Genomic DNA, 25,948 nt, shown 5'->3' with positions numbered 1-25,948 from the left:
TACGAAATGTTTACGTTTACATTAGGGGGGTTCTCCAACATTATAGGTTGTTTGTTGCATCATTCCGATTCAACCTTTACCCACTGCCCAGTGAACGGCTGCATCAAAAAGCTTCCATCCATTATCCGTCCTGTTGATTTCTTCCCCGCCTGTCAAATTGAAAAACAAGCGCTTAGCCGGCAAAACTTGGCCGCTCATATTTTTCGTACCTTTGTCAAAAGCACAAATCACGGCACGTTTATCGTTATCCGGTGCTGAGGCGATAATGACGCCTCCCTGCGGCACAACAAAGTTGATCTTCGCTGCTTCTTTATAAATGTCCACGCTTCCCGGTAATCCGGCCGCAAGCTCGTGCTTACTCTCTTTTATACCGATCGACAGGCCGGTATAATCTCCGTAATCGGAATCATCTTTGCTCGCCAATCCCACTTCACCTAATATTTTGCCATTGGCATAAATGACAGGCGCAGTTGATCCGAGCAATTTATCCGCAACACGATGAGAGCCTGCGAATGAACTGACAAAGACCAAGCCGTAATTGGCCGGCTGTTCCGGAGTAAGCTCTTTATCTGACATCAGCGTAGTCTCATAGCCAAGCTCCTTGAAATGCTTCATCACAATTCGGTCGTTTGCACTGTCCGTGCCGACAAAAAGGACTTTCTTCCCGTTTCCAGCGTCTTTTTGCGTCGTCGGCATGGAACAGGCAGCGCTTGCAAAAATAAGGATGACCATCATTAAGTAAGAAAACAACCGCTTCATTAACTCCCCGCCTCTCTCAAGAACTCGTGTTATTTGGTCTCTTGCGCCCAGCGGACAGCGGCATCAAACAGCTTCCATCCCTCATCCGTTTGATTGATTTCTTCACCTGTCATCATGTAAAAGAAAACCTCACGTGCAGCAACCGTCTGCCCTTTCACATTCGTCATGCCCTTATCGTAAGCAAAAATGGTCGCCTTCATCTCATCATTGGGCACAGTTGCCACAACAATCGCATCTTTGCCCGGCGTTGCCCAACTCATTTTTCCATTATCTTTGTAGACATCCACATTGTTTTGGAGACCGGCTGCCAACGCATGCTGACCATTGCGGATTTGAATCGTCTTCGCTGCATTGTTCCCTTCCAGCTTGCCGTTCATGTCAACATCCGTCATGCCTGTATCACCGGAAATTTGCGGCTCGTCGTAGATAACAGGGACTGGAATAGCCACGAATTTGTCCTTGATTTTCCCTGAATTGACCGACTCGCTAACAAAAATCAAATTAAAACCGTTGGCTTTCTCTGTCGTCACTTCTTTGTCGGAAACCACGGTGACATTCATCCCGTGTTTTTCCTTAAACCGTTTGATCATAATCCCGTCGCCACCGCCTTCTTGGCCGATAAAAAGCACACTTTTTCCATTGCTCTGCGACTTGGCTGCCGCGCTGGATGCCGGTTGGTTGGATACCGATACAGGATGACTGGTCACTGAGCTGCAAGCGGAGAGTGCAAAGACCATACAAGCCATGAGGGCTGCATTTACCTTTTTCATAGACGAATTTCCTCCCTGTCAGGAATGTTTATTTTTGTCCATTTTGAGCTGCCCATTGCACAGCCGCATCCAATAGTTTATAGCCGTCATCCGTCTGATTCATTTCTTCCCCTGCACTCAAATAAAAGAATACCTGCCGGGAAGCGACCGGCTCATTGTTCATATTTTTGGCGCCCTTCTCATAGCCAAAAACAACCGCTTTCTTATCATCACCGGGAGCTGTTACGATCGTAACAGCCTCTTTGCCCGGGATGGCGTAACCGATTTTACCGTCATTTTTATAAACCGTTACTTGATCTTTAAATCCAGCGGCCAAAGGATGTTTACTGTCTTTAATTTGAACGGTTTTTGCCGCGCTGAGCTCATTGTAATCCAGCAGTCCCGTTAATGCGGAAATACTGGCCACTTGCGGCTTCGCAAAAACGATAGGCACCTTCGAGCCCTTAAGCTGATCATTGATTCTGGAAGCATTGACAGTCGGGCTGACATAGACAACGCCATAACCGTTTAGATTTTCCGGTTTAAACACGTTATCCGCCATATCAATGACGGTATAGCCTACCTTCTCAAAATGTTTCACCACATAAGGGTCATTCGTCCCTTCCCCTCGTTTGATATAAAGCATTTTAACCGGTCCGGCTGACTTGCTTGCCGTCGTTGTTGCATTCGAACATGCCGTCAATATGGCGACCAGCACGCCAACTAAACATAATGCGAGAAGACGTTTCATCTCTTTTTTACCCTCCGTTTCAACTGTCACTGATCAAGTTTCTACTCCACTAAACCTGTACGTTCTACGCCTTCTACAAACCATCGCTGCGTGAACGTGTACAGTAGCAGTGGCGGGATAATCATTAAGAACGTTGTGGACATGCGGATCGCCTCGTCATTCACGGACGGCCCATAAGCCTCGGCTTGCTGCCGCAGGGCTGAAGCGATCTTCTCTATCCCGAGCGATAACGGCGCCGTTTCGATATCCGACAAGTACATGCTCGGCAGGTAGAAGTCGTTCCACGTCCAGATGAAGGAAAACAGAAAAACGACGAGAATCGCCGGTTTGGCTAACGGCATCATAACCTTGTAAAAGATTTTAAACACGCCAGCCCCATCAATCCGTGCTGCTTCTTCCAATTCCTTCGGCTGTGTGGAGAAAAATTGGCGGTAAATAATGACGAACAGCGCTCCTTTTAACCCCAAGCCGAAAAAGGCCGGAACGATGATCGGATAAATCGTATTCAACAGGCCTAACTGTCTGGCATAAATAATGTTGGGCAGAATCGTAACTTGCATAGGCACAATGAAGGTTAACATCAGGAAAAAAAACAGCACTCGCTTAAACGGGATTTTCAGCCTTGCAAACGCATAACCGGTAACGGCACACGATAAGGTTTGCAAGATAGCCACAGAGAGTGAGAGGCCTAGGCTGATGCCCAGCGCCTTCGGGTATTTCATCCACGACCAAGCCTCTTGGAGATTCCCGAGGTAGATTGTCCTCGGGAACCAGTTGACGGCCGGATCCAGTAAATCGTCTGCATTTTTAACCATGGTCGCTACCATGTGCAAGATCGGCTTCAAATAAATGTAAGCTGTATCCAGCAAGATCAAGTAGATGAACAATTTGAATAACAGACCTTTATCCGCTTCCCGCCCGATAACCGCATAACGGATTTTGCTGAGCAGCTGTAGCATACCGACCGTCTGCTCTTCTTTCAATTTGATACGAAACATAGCGTCATCCCTCCTGTCGTAAACTTGTTAAGCACGATGTGATTTCGTCACCCTGGCGAAAATAATGAATAGGATCGCTAAGAAAAAGGCGATGATCATGAAGTAGATCCAGAACAAAGCGCTGTATTGTCCATACTCGCTCTCCCGTACCTTCGACAAAATCGGATTGGTCGGAAACGTAAAGAGATCGACAACAGTATAAATCAAATTGAGGAAAATGAACGGCGTCATGGCAGGCAGCGTAATTTTCCAGAACGTTTCCCAAGGTCCTGCGCCATCAATTCGGGCTGCTTCATAAGCGGAATTCGAAATCGTCTGTCTGCCGCCCAGGAAGATCATAATTTGCACGCCGGAATACCACAGAATAAGTACGAACGAGTTCAAAATGGAAATCAACGGATCTGACCAAGTGGCCGATAAGTTAGCCTGGATAAGGCCTGAAATATTAAATTTGGACATAAAGCCGAGATCGCCTTCGCCCTGCGTTAGAAATTCCTTCACGACCTCGCCTGTCGCCAAAATGACGGGGAGGAAGAAGATAGCCCGAAAAAACGTGCGGCCGGGGAATTTTTGATTCAAAATAATCGCAATTAACAACGCGAATATGACAATGATCGGAATCATGAAAAGCGCTTGGCGCAGAAACGGCAGCAGCTGATTGTACAGCAGGCTTCCGTTCTCAAACAGGATGTACTTATAATGCGTCCAGCCAATATATCGGGTCGTCGTCTTGGTTGCGGTTATGGTTACATCCTGAAAACTCATAAACAAGGAATAGCCGATCGGGAACGCCATAAAAAAGATAAAACCGATGAACCACGGAGCGATGAACAGCGTTCCTTCCAAATATTCGATCAGGGATGACCTCAGTCTCGCTTTCCGATTCATTTGCCTCCCCCTCCTCGAATAACAACAAAGTTATGTGCCGGTACGGCCAAATCCCCGTTCCGGTATTCCGTCAAATTATAGTTCACGATAATTCTTTTTCCGTTGGAATACGTCGTTTCTTTCACACCTTCAGCAAGCTTCTGATGCCCGGTAATAAACTGATCCTGCACGTCTCCAAGCGCTTCGTTGTAGCGTTTATACTGCTCGGATGCAAAGTTCTCCCAATCCGGGTAATACGTGTTATAGAAGCGCAAGCCGTAAGAATTTACGTATTTCTTCGTTTCGGCCTTCGTGAATACGAAGGATGGTGCCGCACCATATTCGATATCCCTTAAGAAATCGTTCACGTCTTCCTGGCGGTTGTTCACATATTCCGATGAATAGGAAACTAATCCGTGTGTAGCAATTTGGGCGAAGGGCACCGATTCATCCGAAAATAAGTCATAGGAATTGTCATATACCATGTCTCGGATGTAATTGATATGCGGCAGTGCGTAGACATTGGATTTCTCCCCCTGTACACCGCCAAGCGTATCTTTGATTTTTTGTAAAATCCGCTCTTGAATTTTGCGGGCCTCGTCTCTTGAGGAGCCATACCCCGTGTTGTAATCGTTGTACAGCCTCTGGCCCAGCAATCCGACGGCAAGTCCGTCGACACCCATGGCTTTATATTTAGGCAAATCGTTATCTACCATCTGTTCGATGTATTTATCGCTAACGACCGGCGTTCTCTCCCGGTTGAACAAAGGGCTCTGCATCAACGTCCGGCCGGCTAAGTTAACCATGGCGTTAAACTTCTCGTCGAACCCGCCGCCTTTGGTATTATTCAAGGAATACTGTGCTTCCAAATACACCGGATAACCAAGTCCATGCGCATGATCGATGAATGCCTTCATGCCGGAATCTCCGCCAAGGCGGGAATCCACCGGGAACGTTTGGCCAAAGGAACTGTAGCCGCCCTTTTGCCAGCCCGTGAAGGTGAGCGACATATTGTTTATTCCCTTGTCATGCAGGGAATTCATAATTTGAATGCCTTCGCTCGTCGTGGTCAAATTAAGGTAGCGGTCGCTAATGACCCCTTTTTCCCGATCGGCACCGATGATGTTCGTATATAACGGGATATTGGGGTCTTTGACCGTAACCGGTTTGACCGCTTTCTCCTTCATTAAATACTGGCGGTAAGTCTCAGCCATGCCAACGTAATCTGTCTTCTTTTCATCCAACATATAATAACGAACGGAACGATCGCTCCCAAACATGTGATCCCGATCATAGTCGACATATCCCCACGAATCAGGAACATTCGTATTTCTTGTTGTAAACTGCAAGAAGCTGGAACGATAGTTCATCTGGGCCCCAATCCAGTTGTAATTGCTTAGGACACCTGCCGGAGCAGCGACCACGTCGGCATACTCATCGCCTTCGTGCACCACGGCCAGAAAGCCTTTCGATCCCGACTTCATACCGAAGACCGGCATCATGACTTTATTCCGGTTGTTATTGATTCCCGGGAATGCAATATCTTGGCCGTATGTTAATTCATCATACAATTTGTTGACATTTAATTGATTATCCTTGAATCGCACCAGAGCTCCTGCACCATCCGGAATAAACAAGTAACCATCCTGTCCGTCTGTGTACTCCGCTCCTAAGAAGGGATAAGGTCTGACCCAAACGAGACCCATTTTGGTCTCCTTAACGCCTTCCTGCAAGATTTTCGTCTCAACGTAATCCTGAGCGACCGTTACTTGAACAGGAATCGTGAAGCCCGTCACAGGAAATTCGTAAACAAGCTTGAAACCGCCTGGAATCGTTTGAATATCCTTGATGCTTCCGCCTTCCGCCGCCAGGTTCGTCTCTTTGGCCTGCAAAATATTTTTGGAAAAATCCACATATTGAACCATCAGCGGTGAGGCCAAATGCTTTTTCCAGGTCTCCGAAATCTTCTCTTTCGACCAATATTTCGGATCTGGGTAAGAGCGATACAGATTGCCGTTCCGTTTGTCCTCGACGATAAAATGTCCCGTCTTGTCGTCCATTTTCAATCTCAACGTCTCGGATTCTGCAACTTGCTTGAAATCGGTATCAAGCGGCAGTTTGGCGGGAACACTCGCTGCTTCTACCGTCGTATTTTGCTGCACCGCTTGCGTACTGCGTTCTCCCGAATCTTTGAACTCAAATTTGGCACGGGTCAGGAAGGTGACGACGGCCGCCAAGATCAGGATGGTAACGATGATGGCTGTTTTATTGGTTTTGATCATCCGGATCATCTTAAGGTCACCTCCTGATACATCTGATAAAGTAACGATCCAAGATCACTGGTAAGTCCCATGATAATGAAAATAAGCACACCGATGACAAGCATCGTACATAACGTAAGGAAAACATTCATGATCGTTTCACCAAACGTGTAATTATGGACGTTCTGAATTTTCCAGAAAATGAGCAGCCCGATCCATACCGTCATCGCATTGCCAACGAAATGATAGATCGATGCCTCAGACATCGTCATAACATTGGATATAAAAGCAAGCGGGATGCCAATAGCTATGTAAGGCAAGAGCGCATAAGCGCTGCCGATGAAAATGTGCTTGAAGCGTCCCTCGCCCCGATAAATCGAGCTGACCAAGTAGTTAGCGACAATCCATGCGATCCAAACGATGAAAAATTGCGTGAACGTCGAGTAAATATCCACAAAAGTCTTCGGATTAAAAGAAAAGCTAGTCGCGAACTGGCTGATAATCAGAGACGCGTATACACCTAGCAGAACGATACTGGCGCTCAAGTAGCTGCCTTTGTTCTCATAGTGAATGGCGGAAAAACCGTCAATCGGATGTTTTAAAACATGCAGCGCAAGCCTTAAATTCGAGAGGAAACGATTCTGGCTCTTCGGTCGATTGCGCCATCTGGTTCGAAATTCACGTTTTGCGGTGAGCTTATTGGCTACGGTGTATAGGATTACACCAAGCAGCATGACGCTCGCTATCCAAGAAAAGTTACCCTGCAGCCACAGCATCCTGATTTGCCAGAAAGAATCGGAGTACCCTTGTTGATTTCCCGCTTCTTTGAACAAATCTTTTGCAGTTTCGTACTGTTCTTTTTTAAAAGCTGACTTCGCAAGCCCCAGATAAGCTGGAGCGAATTGCCCGTTTAAACGCAGCACTTCTCTCCATGGCTGCTCGCTATCCTCATAACGGCCAGCCAGGGTTAGCTGGTTGGCTTGGTCTACCTTTTGCCCAAACTCGGACAAACGGAACACTTGCACGATATTTTCCTGATCGTCTAAGACAAACAGCTCGTTTCTTTCATTAACATCAAGCGCCACAGGACTTTTTAACAGTCCTACCTGCGAGGAACCAATCGCAGAGGCTCCACCCCAGAAGTACAATAAATTACCGGATCCATCGTAATGGCTGATATATTTATTCTGCTGATCCACAACAATCATATTGCCGCTCTGATCGACCGCGACATCCGTTAGTTGAGGACCTGTCATGACTCCCTCCGCCGGTACGTCCCATGGGGCTGTTTCGCCGAACGGTTTCGAGGAGCTGCGCAGCAAGTTATCGCCTTTTACATTCAGCTTTTTCAATTGATTCGTTGTTGCTGTTCCGCCCGTTACTGTAAAAATATAGCCGTTTTTGTCCGTCGCTACGCTGTTGATCGGCTCGGGCCTCTTAGCAACTTCATTGGCGTACATTTTTTTGGTGTAAAGCATTCTTTTCAAAGCGTCTAACGGGGAAATCGCCGTGCCGTTGGCACCGAAGAAACCTTGAAACTTGCCTTTCGGATCAAGCATCACAAGCCCTTCATAGCTGCCGTGTACCGCAATATACATAAATTCACGTTCATCGACCATGACCTTCGCCGGATCGAAAACAAACGTATCAGGAATGTACCGGGATTCCGGCCGTTTGTACTCTTGCATGACCTTGCCGCTGGCATCCAGCTTAAGCACTCGTTTATTGCCTGTATCCGCGACATAGATGCTGCCATCATTGGTTACGAAAACACCTTCTGGTTTGTTAAAAGGATTCTCCGGAAGGGTAATGTACCGCAGCAGCTGCCCGGATTCTGTCATATGTACGATACGATTATTGCCCGTATCCGCAATATAAACTTCACCTTTCGCATCGATGAAGATGTCTTTCGGATTTTTCATCGGCGAACTCATCTGAACCGACTTGTTGCCCGGATCTGGCGCCATCAGATTCTGCCCGATGACCCCCAGCGGGAAATACGCCGGCTGAAGCCATATTAAATTTCCCCGGCTGTCTTTGGTATACGTGGAGTATTTCACCGAGGCGAATGCAGTCGCAGGTAATAATGCGGCGCATAAGAGGAAGAACGATAGAACTAGCCCCCACTTATGGATTTTCATGCTCAAACCTCCGTTCCCATCTCTCTGTGTATAGTGTCATTTGCCCAAACAAGCCATAAGGGCTCAATTGATAGTCGCGAGTAAAATGCTGGCCTTCTTTGCGGAAAGACGCCCAACTGGTTGTCTGCGTATCGCCCGACGTCTGATGGAAAGGTCCGAGCATATTGCGCGGGCTTCCCATGACTTCCACTTCCAAGCGGTTCACACCCTCGTGAAGCTGCTCCGTCAAATCAAGACGGTTCGCACTGCGCCAAGGCACATGACCTGCCGTTTGCCCGTTGACCCTCACTTCAATGGTAACCGCAGCATAATCGCCAAGTTCCAGCACCATCTGGCTTTCCACCTTATTTTCCACCTGAATGTCAAAATGATAAATCATGCTGCCGCAGTAGTGAGGATATCCTTGCTTGCACCAATCGCCAAAAGCCAAGGTCTCAGGTTCGGCCACAATGCTCCTTGAAGCATCGACGCCAAACGATCCGATCAAATAAATATCTTCCACTTCCATGCGATTTAAATAGTTGCACGACAAGGTCAACTCGTTTTCTCCAGCTCTCAAACCGGATAAAAGCACTCGATCAAACGACCGGTCCAGAAACCACCCGTCAGACTTATTGGCGATGGGTTCACCGTTAAGGCTGATCTCGTACTGTTCCGCAGACTCCACAACCAGATACACAGCTTCCTTCGGAACTTCGGTGATATGAAAGGAAAATTTGAAAGCGACCGGCTTGCCATCTTCCGAATGGGGCTCGTGAATCCATTTATACCTTTGCTCAATGCCATTGCCGTAAATCTGTCTCATGTCCAAAAGCGTCCGAATGGCTTTCTGCGCTTGCCATACCTCCATCTCTTCCGACCAGCCGCCGTGATCGATGCGGTAGGAGCACATATCCAGCGTCAACACATTCGGCATTGACCGCGTGAACTTGCAGACCTCGCCTAACACCTGAGTGTCGGCTTGATCCGCTTTCGCGCGGCTTCCTTCTGTTTCAGCCTTGCGGCCGTTCTTATGCCAAATATATAACTTGGAATCTGCCGGACCGAATACCTCGTCAAAGCTGATATACCCTTGACGAAAACGGGTGTCGACTGCGCTTACTTCGCCAGTCAATGCCTTCCACTCTTCCAAGTAGCCAGGTCCTTCCAAGGCAACTTCGATCCGAACGCGATGTTCGCGCTCGCGGTCGTTATTGACGATGAACAGCGCATAACGATCCCCCATATCTCTGAACATATACAAGCAGTCGGCAGATTCTTCATCTTCTGCGCTCTTGATGCTGACTTGGCGTATCAGTATGTTTTCCAGTGCTTGGGCGGCCCCAGACGCGTCCCCAACGATGACCATGTTCGGGTGATCATAGAGGTCGCCTAGACGATTGCTCGCTCGACCCTCGAGCATTTCGGCGCGAGGTCCGACAGCGACAGCTTTGCCGCCAGCGTCAAGGAATTGCAGGAGCAGCTGGAACGTGCTGTTTAGCATCGTCCGTATCTCCGGAATGACGACTACTTGATACTCGGCTGTATGAATAGCAAGCTTATTGCCGTGAATGGCCCCTGTTTCCGCCATGATGGTTTCATCGCCAAGATCAAAATCGTAGTGCGCTCTTAGCAGCTTGCCGAGAAAAGCGTTAAAATCGTGACCATACCGGTTCGTCTCGGAAACGTCGCGGTCCTTGCCTCGGGCCGCAAAGCCGTAAGGTCCCGTGCCGACCATACTCCATGCGGTGGAAGACGGATGAAGCACAAGCACGTCTCGTACCGGGCGACCTTCAGTCAAAACAGCTGACAACCTGGCAAAATAATTTTCCATGATCGCATTGTATTTCCACCAGCTGGTGTTGTAGTTGAAGACTGGCGGATAATCCCGCTTCCGGCAGCCTTTGATCGAGTAAAGCGCCAAATGCTGAGACCTAAGATTAACCCCAAGAACGAATTGGAAATCCCCGATCCATCGCTGTCCTTCAAAGGTGAAGCCCCAGCCCGTACAGCCATAAGTTTCGGTCAGAACGAATTTTCTCCCGTACTGATTTGCCACACTGGTACACTGCTTAACCGTGATATATTCGTTCGTTTGCTCCGTCAACATATCGATGCCCGGCACATGCTGATAGCGGTAGTTGGGCATGATCGCTCCGCAAACGCGGGTGGCTGTGCCCAAATTATTTTCCCAAAGAAAATGCCCGGTAAAAGCAAGCCCATTGTTATCGCACCACTCGCCGATTTGTTTCGCATAGGATTCGCTGAATCGTTCGGTAACCGTACGCCAATAATCGTGACGCGCCTCTGTGGAGCGTTCGCCATTGAAATATAGATAAGGAACGAGATCCAGTAGATCGTATCCGCGTTTCTCTTCGAAATAAGCGGGGTAAGACCAGCTCCAGGGAATCCAGCCCCGCCCCTCTGTAAATTTACAATGACGGTCATGTAGGCTCGGCTCGTCAGTAAAAACGCCACGAACGGTTTGGCCGAAATGTTCGCCCACTACTTTTTTGTAAGCTTCGTAGGTAATGTCGATGAACGCTTCAACCGATTCGGGATTCAATTGATCCGGAGGCGCTTCATTGTTGAACCATTCACTTCGTTCCGATATTTCTACCCGGAAAAGAAGCAGCACTTCATCATTTCTTAACTCTCTGCTTGCACCTGCTTGGAGTCTTTCACAGCGAATCAAGTTTCTTTCGTTAATCACTGCTTTGAACCGTGCTACGGTGTCGGAGTCGGTGTCGTCATTTTCCGATTGCAGTAAGTCGGCCGGGATGACCTCTAGCGTAAGCCCCTTGGCACGAAACGCGTCACCGCCTCTCGCTTGCACAAGTCCCCCGGCAAAGCCTGAAGGCCAGCGGTCTTCGTCATACAGCCAAGCCTGCATACCCTGCGCTTTCGCTGTTTCCACGGTGGAACGCACCAGCTTCATCCACTCTTGACCCATGTAGACGGTTTCCAATCCATCTCTGGAATGAATGAAAAAACCGCCCATCCCTTGCTCCTTCATTTGCTTTACTTGCCGGTTCAGCTCTTCCTCTTCCAAGTCGTCATTCCAAGCCCAGAAAGGAAGCGACCTGTAGACATTCGGAGGATTCTCAAACTGATGCCGCAATCGGTCCAGATGGGGCGCTTCCACAAGTCTCCGCCTCCTTCTTTTGTTGGAAAATCGCGACGCTCTTCGGCAGAAGTTCAACATCTCCGCTTACGCTCGTGCCGCTGAGCAGCTCCTTTTGTTCGTGCGTCCCTACATTTATCTTCTGCGTTTGTTCGCTATGATTTAACACAAAAGTGAAGACAAACTCATCTTTATGGCGCTGAATGATTTCCACGTCTTTTGGTACATGAGCATGTGCTTCAATGGGAGAAGAGATTCCTTTACTTGCGCATAAATAGCTGATCCATTGCTTTAAAAAAGATCGGCTAGGATTCGTTGCCGCATACCAAGCTTCTCCCTTGCCAAAGCGGTTACGGGTTAATGCCGGTGAACCTGCATAATAATCGCTGCCAAAGCTCGCAACCGTCTCCGCTCCCTCCGGATGAACCACCTCACACAACAAGCTGCAATCGTAGGTGCCTTGAAGCTCTCCTAAGTTCGTCTGCAGCACGAGTTGGTTTTTTTGATCCGGGTGCAGCGCGTCCAGCTCTTCCACCCAAATGCCGAGCAGCTCGCGCAGCTCGCCAGGATAACCGCCTGGTGTGACAAGATCATTTTCATTCGCCACACCGCTGTAGAACGTAGTGAGGAAGGTTCCACCGTTTTTAACATAACGCTCCAGCTTCTCCGCATAACCAGGTTTCACCATATATAAAACAGGGGCGACCACAAGTTCATATTGTGAAAGATCTGATTCCACATGAATGAAATCGACTTGAATATGATTGTCATAAAAAGCATCGTAATATTTCTGGATGTGATCGACATATTTCAGGTGAGCGGACGGTCCGCCTCCTAATTCAACTGCCCACCAATTATCCCAGTCGAACAAAATACCTATCTTGCTTTTCACCCGTGCATCGAGCAATTGATTGCCCAGCTGCTTAAGCTCCTGGCCAAGCTCTGTACATTCCCTAAACACACGCGTATGCTCATGGCCGGCATGATCGATAACAGCTCCGTGAAATTTCTCATATGCCCCCAGCGAGCGTCGCAGCTGGAAGAACATCACCGAATCGGCGCCGCGCGCCACGGCTTGAAAGCTGCGAAGCCGCATAACGCCGGGCCTTTTGGTCGGATTGACCGTTTTCCAGTTCAACACGCTCGGCGTCTGCTCCATCAGCATGAAGGGAGCGCCGTTTTTCAAGCCTCGCATGAGGTCGTAACGAAGCGCCATGTAGCTTTCAGGCGTTTGATTTTCCGGATATATATCAAGAGCGACGATGTCCAGATAAGGCGCCCATTTGAAATAATCAAGCGGCTTATAGGTCCCGTTCCCCTGGAAGTTGGTCGTGACGACCGCATCCGGGATGAACGATTTGATCGCGTTATATTCCAACTGATAACAGGCCAACCAGCTGTCCGAATTAAATCGATAATAATCCAGTGTCATGCCTTGGAATGCCGTTTGATCGGAGTTTCCTCCAGAAAGTCCCTCGCTTAATGCGCTGGGAAGTACGATGTCTTCCCAATCATAGAAGGTGTGCCCCCAGAATCGCGTATACCAGGCTTCGTTCAGCCGTTCGAGCGTTCCATATCGATTTTTCAACCATTCTCGAAATGCATGCTCACAGTTCTCACAGTAGCAGCGGATTCCAATTTCATTGTTGACATGCCATAAAAGCAGCGCCGGATGGCCCTTGTATCGCTCCGCCAGCTTACGGACCAAAACCTCGGCATAATGGCGGAACGTCGGACTATTCGGGCAGGAGTTATGTCTGCGGCCAAACTTTCTTTTTTTCCCATCGGTCGTTACGGTTAATATATCCGGGCACTTCCTCGCCATCCAAGCCGGATGCGCGGCCGTCCCCGTTCCCAAACAGGCATACATGCCATTCTCATGCAGCTTGTTCATGACCTCGTCCAACCATCCAAACTCGTACGTCTCCTCATCCGGCTGATTAAGTGACCATGAGAACACATTGACGGTTGCAATATCAATGCCCGCAAGCCCGAACAGCCTCATATCCTCATCCCATATGTCCTTCGGGAACTGCTCTGGGTTATAGTCGCCGCCATACATAATTTTCGGAAATGTCCGGCTAATCATTAAATCGCCCCCTGAAGTGTTAATGGAATCATGGTTTCACTGTCGGTACCTTGTAACGAAAATGGCGCCGGCCACCGTTTACTCAGCTGCATCGGCGAAACATCTCTTGCCGAAAACGGCTTCAGCCGCAGCTCAAAAATCGTCTCCTTCGGATGAAGCAAATAACGCTCCAACGGAGGAGCTTCCCCGCAGCTGTGATTGCCAATCGGAGCTTGCTGATGATCCAGGTTCACGATCGTTTCATTTAACCGTAGTAAGTCGGTTGTATGTTTCGCTCGCGTTACATTCGCCGTGGCATAATGACTTGCGCTCACATCGAACGTCGGCAATCCGCCTATAAACAAGCCCGTTCCTAACGTGTTTGTTACGGTTGCCCATCGTGCTTCCGCTTTATTGCCATGCTCCTGCGGCTTAATATAAGGAACATATTGCTCCTGCACTGTTCCTGCATAAATGCCTAGTCGCCCGCTTTCCTTGCGGTCGATATAACATTCGTGCGGGCCCAGCCCGAACCAAGCTAAGCGATCGAAGGTGCCGGGCATGACCATCTGCAAGCCCAAGCGCGGTAATGGCGGGAGTCCATCTCGCGGATTCACATGGACTTTGAGGAACACATCCCCTGATCCGTAAACCGTATACACCATACAAGTCTCAAAACATATGCCTAAACCCGCTGCGCCAAGCGTCGCCTTCACCGTGATTTGCGCCGCATGATCCCCATACGACTGCACAGAAAATTCGTTTGTGCGCTGTTGCAAGGCATCGTAACCGGCCTTTCTCCACTCTTTGGCTTGACGGCCGTCATTATCAATCGGTGCTCGCCAAACGTTGACTTTCGGGCCGGACTGGAGCAGCGGAAGTCCGTTATATTCGAATGCGCTCAAAGCACCGCTGTTTTTGTCCCAGACCAGACAAAAATCGTTACCGCTTACAAGCAGTCGCGTATTCTGCTCTTCCACACACAAACTGTGCATCGGCTTCACGTTGATCAGCGGTGCGCCACTCGGTGGAGTGGATAGCGGCATATCTGCCCAAGCCACTTCATGTCCTTGCGGCGCCCACCGTGTCTCCTCCCGCATCGTGAACCGAATGCGGAGCCAGCACTCGCCTTTCCACCGCTCATAGGCCTTGCTGAAAGGAACGGTAATTTCCGCTTCCACGCCAGGCTTCACATCAGTTTTCGGCAGCTCTCCCTGCTCCACAATATCCCCGTCATGCAGCAGCTGCCACGAGCCCTTCAGATGATCAAGCGATAAGAAGTCGTAGCGATTCTCAATTCTTACAATGCCGGACGGCATGTGGACCGCATGAATCTTCACCGGCTCAATCACTTTTTTAAACTCAATGAGAGAAGACTTGATCGTTCGATCCGGGAACACCAGGCCGTCAATGCAAAAGTGACCGCTGTTGGGATGATCGCCGAAATCGCCGCCGTACGCATACCACTCTGTGCCATCCTCCGTCTGCTGCCGGACTGCGAGGTCCGCCCATTCCCAGATCATGCCGCCAAGCAACCGGGGATACTGATAGATCGCATCCCAGTATTCTTTCAAGTTGCCGGATGCATTCCCCATGGCATGTGCAAATTCGCACATCAGGAAGGGTCTAGGATCTTCCGATTTTTCTCCTTCTTCAATCAGTGCATCCAAGGAGGGATACATGCAGCTCACAATGTTTACGACCTCTGCATCTTTGGCCCGTTCGTAATGAATGGGGCGAGTTGGATCTGCTGCCCGCACCCAGTCTGCCATAGCATCATGATTTGCCCCATAACCCGATTCATTCCCAAGGGACCAGATGATGATAGACGGATGATTTTTATCCCTCTCCACCATGCGGCGGGCACGGTCGACAAACGCTTCCCTCCATCGCTCATCTTGCGCAAGATGGCTCTCGTTGCCAATAAAATGACAACCATGCGTTTCGAGGTCCGCTTCATCGATGACATACAGCCCATATCGATCACATAAATCCAGCCAACGTGTATCATTCGGATAATGCGAGGTCCGCACAGCGTTCATGTTATGCTGCTTCATCAGGCGGATATCCTCCACCATCGCTTCCAGCGGTATCGCATAACCGAGATCGGAGTGGAACTCATTACGGTTTACTCCTTTGAGGGTAACTGGGGTGCCGTTGATCAAAAGCCGCCCGCTTCGGATCGCAATATCGCGAAAACCAACGGAAACGCTTACAGATTCTAGCGAGGCCCCTGTCTCATCCGTAAGTTCCAAAACTAACGCGTATAAGTACGGATCTTCCGCCGACCATTTGTGCGGGGCCGAGACGGGAATGTGCATGTTGAGCACTTTTTCATCCGTTAGCGAGAAAGCTTCGGTTTTTCCGGTGTATACCGTTTGGCGCTTTTCGTCCATCAACGTAACGTTAACCGTATGGTTGTGCAGCAGCTCCTCATGATTTGAAAAACATTTAACCGCAATCCGGAGGTTCAGCTCTGCATCGATCTGATTTTCATGGAAGTTGGTTTGTACAGAAACATCCTGCATATGAACATCGGGCGTTGCTTTCAAATACACGTCTCTGAAAATTCCGCTTAACCGCCATTTGTCCTGATCTTCCAGATAACTGCCGTCGCTCCATTGATAGACCTGCACGGCAATCGTGTTCTCTCCCTCATTTAGCAAAGAAGTAATGCGAAATTCACTATGCATATGGCTGCCCTGCCCATACCCTACGAATTGCCCATTCACCCAGACATGAAAAGAGGAATCAACACCTTCAAACACGAGAAATACTTGCCGATCCTCCCAGGTATCCGGTACGTAAAAGCTTCTGCGGTAGCAGCCCGTTGGATTATCATTAGGGACATGCGGCGGATCAATGGGAAACGGATAATAGCTGCTGGAATAATGCGGACGTCCAACTCTCTGCATCTGCCAATTACCAGGTACCGGCATGGCAGACCAATCATCGGTCTTGTAGGTAGGTTCGTAGAAGTTCGCTGGCGCCTCCGACGGACTTGACACATACTTGAATTTCCAACTACCATTTAGCGATTGAAAATATGGCGAAAGTGCCCGCTCGCCGATCAACGCCGTTTCTACATCTGCATATGGCATGTAACCGGTATTGGAAGGCTCCATGCTGCGCCCAAGCACCTCCAGATTCTCCCAATCCGGAATTTCTTTCTCTCTCATCGAAATGCCCTCCTATCTTTCACCATCAACCCTGTGTATCCCTGAAACGCAAAGCGTTATGTAAAACTAGCGCGATAACCCATGAAGGGTTCCATTTATTGCTGTGTCCCCGGTGGTTCCAATAGGTTTGGAAAAAGCCTTCTCCTTGCTCCCCGGCAACGGTAAATCCCCATTCGCCCGGTTTCGTGCAAATGCCCTGTCCCATCGCCTCCAGCGACACGCGTCCCCACCGCTCGTACTGCTCTTTGCCGGTTAAGCGGCCAAATTTCCAAAACTCGTAGGTTGGAAAAAATACATCCAAATGGTGGTTTTGCACACTGACGCCAGGCCATCCTACAGCGCTAAAATCCGTGTTCCGGAATGCTGAGCCTTGGTTGTATGCCGGATTCCACACATATACAAAAGTTAAAAGCCAATCCGCAGCGATTTCAGCCCACTCCTGATACCGTTCATCACTGGTCAAAAGAAATAGTTCGTATGCGGCTAGGAAAAAGTACATGCCCGCTTCTTTGTCCTCGCATTTTGCATCCAGCGTGGAACGGGCAAATGGCCGTTCGAACGTCTCGACATGCAGTTCGTAATAACGCTGCATCATTCGCTCAGCGAATTCCAAATAATTGCTCTCCTGCGTGATCCAATAGGCTTTTACGAGAGCGATCAAACAGGGAATCCCCGCAGCTGTTATCATGTCATCTGCCGGGGTACCGTCCATTCGCCATGCGGAAGGGTAGATGCCCGTTAACAACGCGCCGCCCGTTAAGAAATCTGCGGACTCGCGCAGCGCTTCGATCCAGCTTCGCGGAACTTCCAGACCGTTTTCCCGAAATAACAATATAATTTCCGCCAAATCAGCAATTGTTTCACCGTATGCCCGGCTTGAGACTACCGGCTCTTTATTCCAGTAAAAGTCATCCCAAACTCCTTCATCTAGCCGATACAAACTATGTCTCACACCCGGGACGTCAGTACGGCTCTGCGACACATAGAAATCAACAGCTCGCCTGCAGTTCAGGACCCGTTCTTCCTGCCCGTTTTCAATGCCTAATTTGGCATCGCACCAGGCCAGCTTCAAGCACTGCCCCGTCCAACCGTACATGTAATGCAGCGGATGCTTGGGGACGGTTCCGTTAGAATCGGTAAACTTGATATAGCCTGCGGCCCCCTGCTCCCCAATTCGATACCGATCATCCATTGCATTGGTCTTAAGTCGGATCATCTCATCCAGAGATAACGGGCTTTGCCCCACCGGCGCGAAAAGCTTATCGCTCTTTCGAACAATTTCACGAAAAGCATGGCCTTGGCGGTCTGCCACTCCCCAATCCAGCGCATACATTTTGGTTAATGTGCGGCCTTGCTCGAAATCCATATATCCGTCGGAGTAAGTTTGCGTAGTATTTTTAGCGATAAAATAAGTGTCTTTCTCCCCGTTAAACATCAGAACGCCGCTTAGCGCAACCGCCGTGATGCAACTCTCCTCCTGGATGGCTCCCAGCGAGCCGTAATGCACAACTCCGTCTTCCGACTCCACAAAGTCAGGGATCGAAAACAAGGAGAGAAACCGCGTCTCCTCTTCCTCCCATTCCACATTCACGCAGGGAATGGGCAGTCTGTGCTCTTCGCAGATGAAGCCAAGACCTGGCTCCACGCCGAGCCGTGGCACGATCCGATTCGGATCAGAAGAAGGATTGTTATTGTAAATCATGTGGGGAATCGTCACTCTTTCACAGCTTCGCTTCGGAAGCGCGAACAGGATGCCCACGGCCGCTTCACGAATGAAGTGATCGCTCCGATTCTCCCAACTCACTTGCATCCGCAGGAGATCCTGTTCGTCAAATGTCAGACACATCGTGACGTATAAGGCTTCTAAGAAACCGCTGATCCGAAGCATGCCCGTCTCGTCACTAACTTGCACATCCCTCAGCCCGGGAGTGTCCATTCGCCACGGTCTTCCCGTGGAATAACTTAGCATTTCATTTAAACGCCCTGTGAAAAAGGGAGAGGGCTCGCCCTCTGATCTAAGCATGAGCTGTAAACCTTCTTGCGTGACTGCTATCTCGGCTCGTCGCTTCTGATTGCGGCTAACAATGGTGTACAACACTCGGGGCTCACTCCTTTCTCACTCATCAAAGTCACCAGCAGACGGTCTAGTGTTGGATTAAAGCCGACTCGGCCCGTTAACGGCAGGCAAACGAAGAATAGGAGCCCTTTGCCTAAACGTTTCAATCCTACGACAGGCAGCTTCCGCTTACCCGGCGTCTCCGCATGAGCCTGGTAAGCAAAAACAATCGGTTCGATGCCCTCGCCGATCAAATGGCTATTGGTCATGCCATCCAGCCGGTCTGTCGTCAAATTATAAAAATAAGAGTAGTCGTCCGGCTTTACGCTTGGCATGTTGAGACTGTCAGCTTGCATAGAAAGCGTATACACTTCTCGTAATTTCACCGTCTGAATTTGTGTATCATCTAATTCCCATGTACCGTTATCAGCGTGCTTCAAAATACATACAGCTGTTGCGCCTTTGCGAACTTTTGCAAGGATAGCGGTCCGTTGGCTGTTGAATGCTTCCGGTGATGAGACAACAAGCGTACAGTCGTCCTGCACCTCTTCGGAATAACGCTCTCCGTTAATGTTCAGCAGTGAACCGAGCAGTTCGGACGCTGCGTCGAGATAAGCGACCTTCTGAGGAGGCTGGCTTCTCACCTTTGCAAAAGCCTCAAAAGTAAACCGTTCAGCATTTAATACATGGCCGTTTTCATCTATCAATTCCGCATCTACGTATAGTTTCTGTCTGTCTTGGACGGAAGGCACGGAGAAACGAATTGAACCCGCATACAGCGATGAAGCTATCGGTAGTAAACTAGCGATTTCGTAGTGTGCGTAGTCCTTAGAATCGTCACGCAGTGTTGCAACAATCCGGCACTTCCCGTATTCCTTCGCTGTATCATTCAAAAGCCAAGCTTCTATTTCCAATGTCTCGCTTTCATATACCTTCCAGCGATCGCTTCGCAAATTAACGCGAACAGGCTCCAAGCAGTCCTGATAGGTGAAAAACGCCGGTTTCGGTTTTCGATCGACACCTACAAGAGCTTTCATCCAACCTGCGGGCCATGCGTCTATCAGCAGATGGATGGCCGTGGATACAACCCGATCCGCTCTTCTGCGCCATGCATCCGTCATCAATTTCGTCGCTAAACTTTGATGCTTCTGACTGGCCTGAATCCAATCGTGCATATTGGTTTGTTCCGCATACCAATCTCCGTGGAGATTGTAGGTTTGTGCACCATGGATGCTATTCGGCAGCCACCAATCTTGCTCCAATGTCGGGAGCCATTCCTTGGGATAACGGCTTATCATAAGCTCCGCATGATCCAATCCTTCGGTCCCGTACTCGCCGCATCCCGCTTTCCAGCCCTCTCGGATCGTTGGAAGGTACCCTTTGTACATTTTCCCAACAGGAATAACGTTGTTCGTGTACCACAAATTATAGCAATGAAAATCGGGCAGCCCTTCACGGGTAGGCGGGTTATAGTCCCCCTCCACGTTTTTAACAACTCGATCCGGATTCTCAACAAATATGGCTTGCCTGGAGGCTACGAAAAAAGCTTCCAACTCATTTCTGTGCAAATAACGGTGACCCTTTCGTCTTTTCTCCGTTCGAGAAGGCTCGTTGATCAGCGATACCATGATGGAGGACGGATGGCTGCGAATCAGCCTTTCCATTTCCGCTGCTTGCTTCACGCCTTCGACAAATTGATTCCGACGAATAAAGCCGAACGTGGGCAAATCGCATTGATGCATCATGCCGAGCATATCAAAATAGTCATAGATTTCTTCCTGCACGGGACGTTGTGTAATTCGGTAAAAATTCAAATTTGCCAATTTGGCAATCAAGATATCATCCATTAATTGGTCAAAATCGTTGTTCATCACACATTGCTGCAGATGCCCCATTTCATTGGCACCTCTTAGTACGATCGGTTGATTGTTCAAATAAAGCGTGCCTTTCGGAACCTGCTGCTCATCCATATGAAATTTCCGCATACCGAAAGTGCGATCCCGGCTGTCTACGCAATGGCTGCCATTTTTCACTTCGATACGCACGGCATAAAGCAAGGGAGATTCCGGTTGCCACATTTTAAATGCAGGAAATTCTACTTTATAACGGAAATAATTAATACCTGGCCCCGCATAGGCCACTGTAAATGAAATTGACTCAATACCATCACCCTCAAAATTCTGAGGCATAATGACCAGTTCCAACTCAAAATTCTCCATCACACGCGTGGTGGTGTTCACGGCATCAATCCAGACTTCCACAGAGCCGGTGTCAATATCCGGTCTAACAAAGACATCCTGGATAAACAGTTCTGACCGCTGTTCCAGATACACTTGATTGTAAATGCCCGCTCCCGGTGGACAGTGGCTCCAACCGTTGTACGGATCATCCCACCCTGGACCCGTCGCTGCGTATATCTTATCGCCATCCAGCTTCGTTCCCCCGACACCCATCATGGGAATGTCCGTCTGAACCTCAACGACGAGCGTATTGTTTTCCTGCAAAAAGTCGGTCACATCAAATTCGAACGGTGCGAAAAATCCCTCATGACTGCCAATGCATTTATGATTGAGGTATACCGTCGTTTTATAATCAACACCCTTGAATACGAGATATACGCGTTTTCCTTCTGGAATGCCGGGATAGGCAAACTCGCTGCGATAAAATCCCGTCCATTTGCCTTCCTCCCCGCTAGGTCCGCGGAAATCAGGGATCGTCACCGCTTCCCAATTCCCTGCACCATCCAGTACGCGAGTAAAGCTGACATCTTCAGGCGTTTGATAGCGAAATTGAAATTGGCTGCATACTTGCCGATCCCGTGTCATCGAAGGAGTAGGCACTAAATTTCTCATATAGGGTCTATACTTTTCGCGCAGCTGTCTCAACTCGTCATGAAATCGATCCATCTGAGCATCAAATGTAAGCTCTGGCACGCGCTTCGCTTTATCCGTGCCCGGTGCGAAATATTTTTTATCAACAGATATAGGCGGAATGTCCCGCAGTTCATCTTTATTTCCGGGATGTTCACGAAACGCAATTTCCGCGAACTGATCCAAACGTTTGGTTGGCTCCAATCACATCTCCACCTTACTTCTCGTCATACCCTCACGATTTCATAATCTAACGTATAACCATCTTCATCTTGCGGATACATGCGTACTTCTGTCGTTCCAAATCGCTGTGTCCAGATCTTGTTCTCTCCTATAAATGGCGCCACAGCCTCTTTCACTTCACTTGCAAGAAAATCATTTGTGACGATCCAACCTCCGAAGCCAGCTCTCCCGCTTTTCTTACGGTGTTCCGGGCAATCCGAAGGAAGAAGCCAATCTGCGATGACAACAACGGCGCCGTCTTCCGCCTTTTTCGTAAGCATTGAAAACGTGTTTGTGTTCAGTGTCGTACCACCGACGATAATTAACTTGGGCTGACCTAGTTGGTCGGCAGTCACGTGCTCATCAAACGCCAGAACATTTGGCATTGGATAAAATAAAGGGTGCACCCGTCTGCCCGCTGCTCCAGAAAATCCTTCCACTAATGGAAATTGATCAAGTGGAACGTCCTGCTCCAACTGATGTCTCGGGAAGTCGTACCCCGGAATATGCAGGCAGCTGCCATGGGCCGGTATGGTTCCTCGGCTAAGCAGATGCCAAATGTGAAACACGCTTTGGCTATGCGTGATATCCAATGCCTGACTTGTGCGATTGCCAAAAAGCCGTTCATTTTGGCCATAATTACTATCATCCGAATGAATAACTGCGATATCGGCCTCTGCTTGGGAGTGATGCCAAGTCAGCGGGTGTTCGGGAATAAATTTTCGAACGAATTCCAGCCAAACCTCGCCGAATTCCGTTTTCATGAAGCCCTCAGGCTTATGTCTAAGCAAGACGTCGATATTTTCTACGAATAAATGGGTTGGCCCCATGAAATAGCCCATTTTCAAAGCCGACTCGAATTCCTGCGGAGAATGTCCGGGAAAACCGGGGAACCGTGTAAACCAACTTCCCGTATCTGGCCCCCAAAGATCAGCACAAATCCACAATGCCCGCCCATATTGCTTCGCTGCTCCCAAAGCTGTCGACAATTGAAGCGATTGGAACGATTCCTTCATGATTTTCGGGCAAAGATCCATCCCCGCTCTGGCAAATGTATGAAACATGGTAGGAAATACATGCTCCGCAATTAAGGGTACGGACGTACTCGCTAAACCCGCTTGCTCCACAATGCGGTTCACATGTTCCGTTCGGGATCTCACGGACTGTTCGACCTTGCTCCGAGCTTCTGCCAAACTTAAACCTTCCGTGCTGCCCCAATGCGGAAACCATCCATCCTTGCGGTATTGCCCCGCGTTTATTTGCAAATGCTCTGGCTCGTCATACAGCAATCCCAGGCATCGTCCTGAGGTGGAAGCTTCGACAATCGCCTGATCTGGAATATCGTACCGATTCGTTCCTTCCACCCAAGGTCCGTTGATGTTGCCATATTCGTTTCCGAGGCAAATATCCATCCCAGCTGCGGTAATATCCGCAACCACATCCCAATGATCCGTGCCTGGCAGCACGTGGTGCACGTAGAAATCCGTTCCCAATTCGCGCAAGCAGTTTACAAAAGCAGCTGGTTCCGGTCTCGGATCCTGTGAAGGACAAACGCTTCCTGTTCCCGTCCGCATGATGAGATCAGATGCCTCACCCGCCCATGGATCCTGCCACGCCACGACCGGTCCTTGAATACCTAATTTCGGTTTATGCATCACCGGTGTTCGTCACTCCCCAGCTCGCCTCAACATTCGCAAATGATTGGCGGATAATGGTCAGGCAATCAGCCACTTCTTCCGGCTTCGCATGCTCCAGAATCAAGGGAACCTCCGGCATCCGGCGAGCCAGAAGCTCCGCATAGACGTTCCAATCCGCTTGCCCCGCCCCGACTCGAGGTGTTGTGAATCCTTCGGCAGCGTAAAGCGTATCTTTGGCATGCGCGATAGGGCAATACGCGCCGATATGGTCAAACATTTTTGCCATCGCTTCGGTCTGTCTGCTCAAATCCTCTTGCTTTAGGTAGTTAAAAGGATCCATAATGAACGCCAAACCTTCTGTACCAAGGCGCTCTATCATTTCCTTAGCTTGTTCCGTAGTGGCAAGCACGTTGTTGACAAAACCTTCGGCTAGCAAAACGGCACCTTGCTTCACCGCTCGATTTCGCAAGCGATCTATGATTTGCAGCAGCTGCTCCCATGCTTCAGGGGTACGATTGCCTTCGTAGTCGCGCCAAGCGTTAGTCGGATGAAGACTTCCCGTCTCCGTCGCCATATACCTAGTCCCATAAACCGAACATAGGTCGATCATCTTTTCCAGCTGCTCCAGCTTGGCTTCCCTTTTTTGCAGATTGGGGTTCATTAAATTCGTATAACCGGATAAACCGATGACCGTGATGCCTTTACTTTCAAAAATAGAGCGGATTTTCTCAGCACGGGTGAGTGAGAATGGCTGGTCATCCATCACCTGCATCGCTTGCTTGGGATCAAGTTGCACATATTTCATGCCATGATTACGCGCATCTTCCGCCATGGCTTCCGCGCTCCAGCCCATATACACGTAGCTCATAAATCCGAGTTGATTCATCTCACAACGCTTCCTTTCAACAAATCCGCTCTCTCCACGACACAGGCTTCCTGGCTGGATTTTACCATCGCGGTTGTCAACGCTACCGTTTGGATATTATCCTCCGCAGTGACCGGCGGGAGATTGCCTTCTTCCAAGGCTGTCATGAACGCCATCATCGAACCGGCGAAAGCATCCGGGAACCACGTGCCTTTGAGCTTAATTTCGTGAACGACATTTTTGTGTTTGTTGAGTGCCATATAGAGGGTATCTTGCGTGCACCACAAGCTTCCTTCTGTCCCGTCAATCCACCAAGTATTGCTGTGTGAGCGGCTTGCTTTGGCAATATTGTTAAAATGCAGCGTCGCCATCAGCGGGTTCCTGCCGCCTTTGGGACCAAATTCGATATTCGCCGAATAGATCAGCGGGTCGATGGCGTTTTGCTTCGTTAACTGGGCTGTTGTGCAGTGTACCCTTGACCATTCCTCTGGATAAGGATTGAAGTAGCGGCAGAGGTCCACATAGTGCACACCATGGTCGACAATGTTAAAATTTTTCATTGTCGTCCACCACCAGCCGGCCTGATCCTGGAACGAGCGCATATTGTGGTGAATGCTGTATACTTCCCCGATCAGGTCCTGCTCCAGCACCGTTTTCAGCGCTTTATGCGCTGGCGCAAAGCGAGCTTGCTGGTTGACTCCCAGAATAATCCCCATCTTGGTTGCCTCTTCGTTCAGGCGATCAGCTTGTGCCAGATCGAGGTGCAAAGGCTTTTGGCACAATACAGGCCTTGGTGCCTTCCCGATTAACCTCAGCACTTCCAGTCGCGGTTCAGGATGGATGGCCAGGTCGATTACACCTACATCGTCCCTCTCGAGTAGCTCATTCACATCCGTCGTCCAAAATGGAATATCAAACTTTTCCGCAGTGGCGCGTGCCGCCTCCTCGTTGACATCGCAGCAAGCAGCTATGTGCAAACCGTACTTGCGGTATGCCGGTAAATGGGCCGTATTCGCTATGCTGCCGCATCCAATGAGGCCGATTCCGTATTCATTTACGTTGCTAAGACGCTTCTTATTAGGCAAATAATCGTCTGGTCTAATGAATTCCATAGTTACACCTCTTTATTTCTTACATTACACGAGGATGGAAAAACATTTATAGGGTGTTCATGCTTTTTTGTAGGGAGGATTCAACCACGTTGGTTTTTCTGCGTAAAAAGCATCGAAATATGGCGAGTGGCGGGGCATGTGGTGGGAGTTGGCTGTATGTGGAGTTGCGCTATGGGATCGTGGAAGGTTGGTGAAGTAGCTAGCTTTGCGCAGACGGGGTTTGATCCGCCGTCTGGCTTCCTTGTGGAAGGTAGCATTCCTGTAGATGCTAATTATTCAGCTTTGCAAAAAACAAGCACCCTCTGTACAT

15 protein-coding genes are annotated in these 25,948 nt (G+C 49.2%); all 15 read right to left on the bottom strand.

Features of this window, described 5'->3' with window-relative positions; translation table 11 throughout:
• Window positions 1-69: 69 nt before the first annotated feature.
• The 15 genes from GON05_RS04840 to GON05_RS04770 all read right to left on the bottom strand — a co-directional run bounded on the left by GON05_RS04840 (window position 70) and on the right by GON05_RS04770 (window position 25,638).
• A complete protein-coding gene (locus GON05_RS04840; protein WP_157318090.1) occupies window positions 70-759 on the bottom strand; it encodes a hypothetical protein in 690 nt (229 codons plus the stop codon).
• 29 nt (window positions 760-788) lie between these two features.
• The gene (locus tag GON05_RS04835) at window positions 789-1,529 is read right to left on the bottom strand and encodes a hypothetical protein (protein ID WP_157318089.1); all 741 of its coding nucleotides are present in this window, start codon (window positions 1,527-1,529) and stop codon (window positions 789-791) included.
• A gap of 28 nt (window positions 1,530-1,557) precedes the next feature.
• Window positions 1,558-2,259, bottom strand: a complete 702-nt coding sequence (locus GON05_RS04830; RefSeq protein ID WP_157318088.1) for a hypothetical protein — start codon at window positions 2,257-2,259, stop codon at window positions 1,558-1,560.
• 41 nt (window positions 2,260-2,300) lie between these two features.
• Window positions 2,301-3,218: a carbohydrate ABC transporter permease gene (locus tag GON05_RS04825; protein WP_397370149.1), complete on the bottom strand. Its 918-nt coding sequence runs from the start codon at window positions 3,216-3,218 to the stop codon at window positions 2,301-2,303.
• A gap of 66 nt (window positions 3,219-3,284) precedes the next feature.
• Window positions 3,285-4,145, bottom strand: a complete 861-nt coding sequence (locus tag GON05_RS04820) for a carbohydrate ABC transporter permease (RefSeq protein ID WP_157318086.1) — start codon at window positions 4,143-4,145, stop codon at window positions 3,285-3,287.
• Window positions 4,142-6,415, bottom strand: a complete 2,274-nt coding sequence (locus GON05_RS04815; RefSeq protein ID WP_157318085.1) for a DUF5696 domain-containing protein — start codon at window positions 6,413-6,415, stop codon at window positions 4,142-4,144. Before GON05_RS04815 ends, GON05_RS04820 begins: the two co-directional genes overlap by 4 nt.
• Window positions 6,412-8,526 (bottom strand): YIP1 family protein, encoded by a 2,115-nt coding sequence (locus tag GON05_RS04810; RefSeq protein WP_157318084.1) that lies wholly within the window; start codon window positions 8,524-8,526, stop codon window positions 6,412-6,414. The genes GON05_RS04815 and GON05_RS04810 overlap by 4 nt, the downstream gene beginning before the upstream one ends.
• A complete protein-coding gene (locus tag GON05_RS04805; protein ID WP_309491885.1) occupies window positions 8,513-11,650 on the bottom strand; it encodes a glycosyl hydrolase in 3,138 nt (1,045 codons plus the stop codon). The genes GON05_RS04810 and GON05_RS04805 overlap by 14 nt, the downstream gene beginning before the upstream one ends.
• Window positions 11,610-13,718 carry a beta-galactosidase gene (locus tag GON05_RS04800; RefSeq protein WP_157318082.1) on the bottom strand — a complete coding sequence of 703 codons (2,109 nt, stop codon included), beginning with the start codon at window positions 13,716-13,718 and terminating at the stop codon, window positions 11,610-11,612. Before GON05_RS04800 ends, GON05_RS04805 begins: the two co-directional genes overlap by 41 nt.
• Window positions 13,718-16,876 carry a beta-galactosidase, LacZ type gene (gene lacZ, locus GON05_RS04795; RefSeq protein WP_157318081.1) on the bottom strand — a complete coding sequence of 1,053 codons (3,159 nt, stop codon included), beginning with the start codon at window positions 16,874-16,876 and terminating at the stop codon, window positions 13,718-13,720. The genes GON05_RS04800 and lacZ overlap by 1 nt, the downstream gene beginning before the upstream one ends.
• A gap of 25 nt (window positions 16,877-16,901) precedes the next feature.
• A complete protein-coding gene (locus tag GON05_RS04790; RefSeq protein ID WP_309491883.1) occupies window positions 16,902-18,974 on the bottom strand; it encodes a glycoside hydrolase family protein in 2,073 nt (690 codons plus the stop codon).
• A complete protein-coding gene (locus GON05_RS04785) occupies window positions 18,926-22,006 on the bottom strand; it encodes a glycosyl hydrolase 2 galactose-binding domain-containing protein (RefSeq protein WP_246238827.1) in 3,081 nt (1,026 codons plus the stop codon). Before GON05_RS04785 ends, GON05_RS04790 begins: the two co-directional genes overlap by 49 nt.
• A 23-nt stretch (window positions 22,007-22,029) precedes the next feature.
• Window positions 22,030-23,679, bottom strand: a complete 1,650-nt coding sequence (locus tag GON05_RS04780) for a hypothetical protein (RefSeq protein ID WP_157318232.1) — start codon at window positions 23,677-23,679, stop codon at window positions 22,030-22,032.
• The gene (locus GON05_RS04775) at window positions 23,672-24,547 is read right to left on the bottom strand and encodes a sugar phosphate isomerase/epimerase family protein (protein WP_157318080.1); all 876 of its coding nucleotides are present in this window, start codon (window positions 24,545-24,547) and stop codon (window positions 23,672-23,674) included. The genes GON05_RS04780 and GON05_RS04775 overlap by 8 nt, the downstream gene beginning before the upstream one ends.
• On the bottom strand, window positions 24,544-25,638 hold the full coding sequence (locus GON05_RS04770) for a Gfo/Idh/MocA family protein (RefSeq protein ID WP_157318079.1): 1,095 nt from the start codon (window positions 25,636-25,638) through the stop codon (window positions 24,544-24,546). The genes GON05_RS04775 and GON05_RS04770 overlap by 4 nt, the downstream gene beginning before the upstream one ends.
• Window positions 25,639-25,948 lie beyond the last annotated feature (310 nt).

It is taken from the genome of Paenibacillus anseongensis, from assembly GCF_009757995.1.
GTDB lineage: Bacteria > Bacillota > Bacilli > Paenibacillales > NBRC-103111 > Paenibacillus_E > Paenibacillus_E chondroitinus.
The sequence above is the reverse complement of the archived record's forward strand: the minus strand, read 5'-3'. Positions and strand labels throughout refer to the sequence as shown.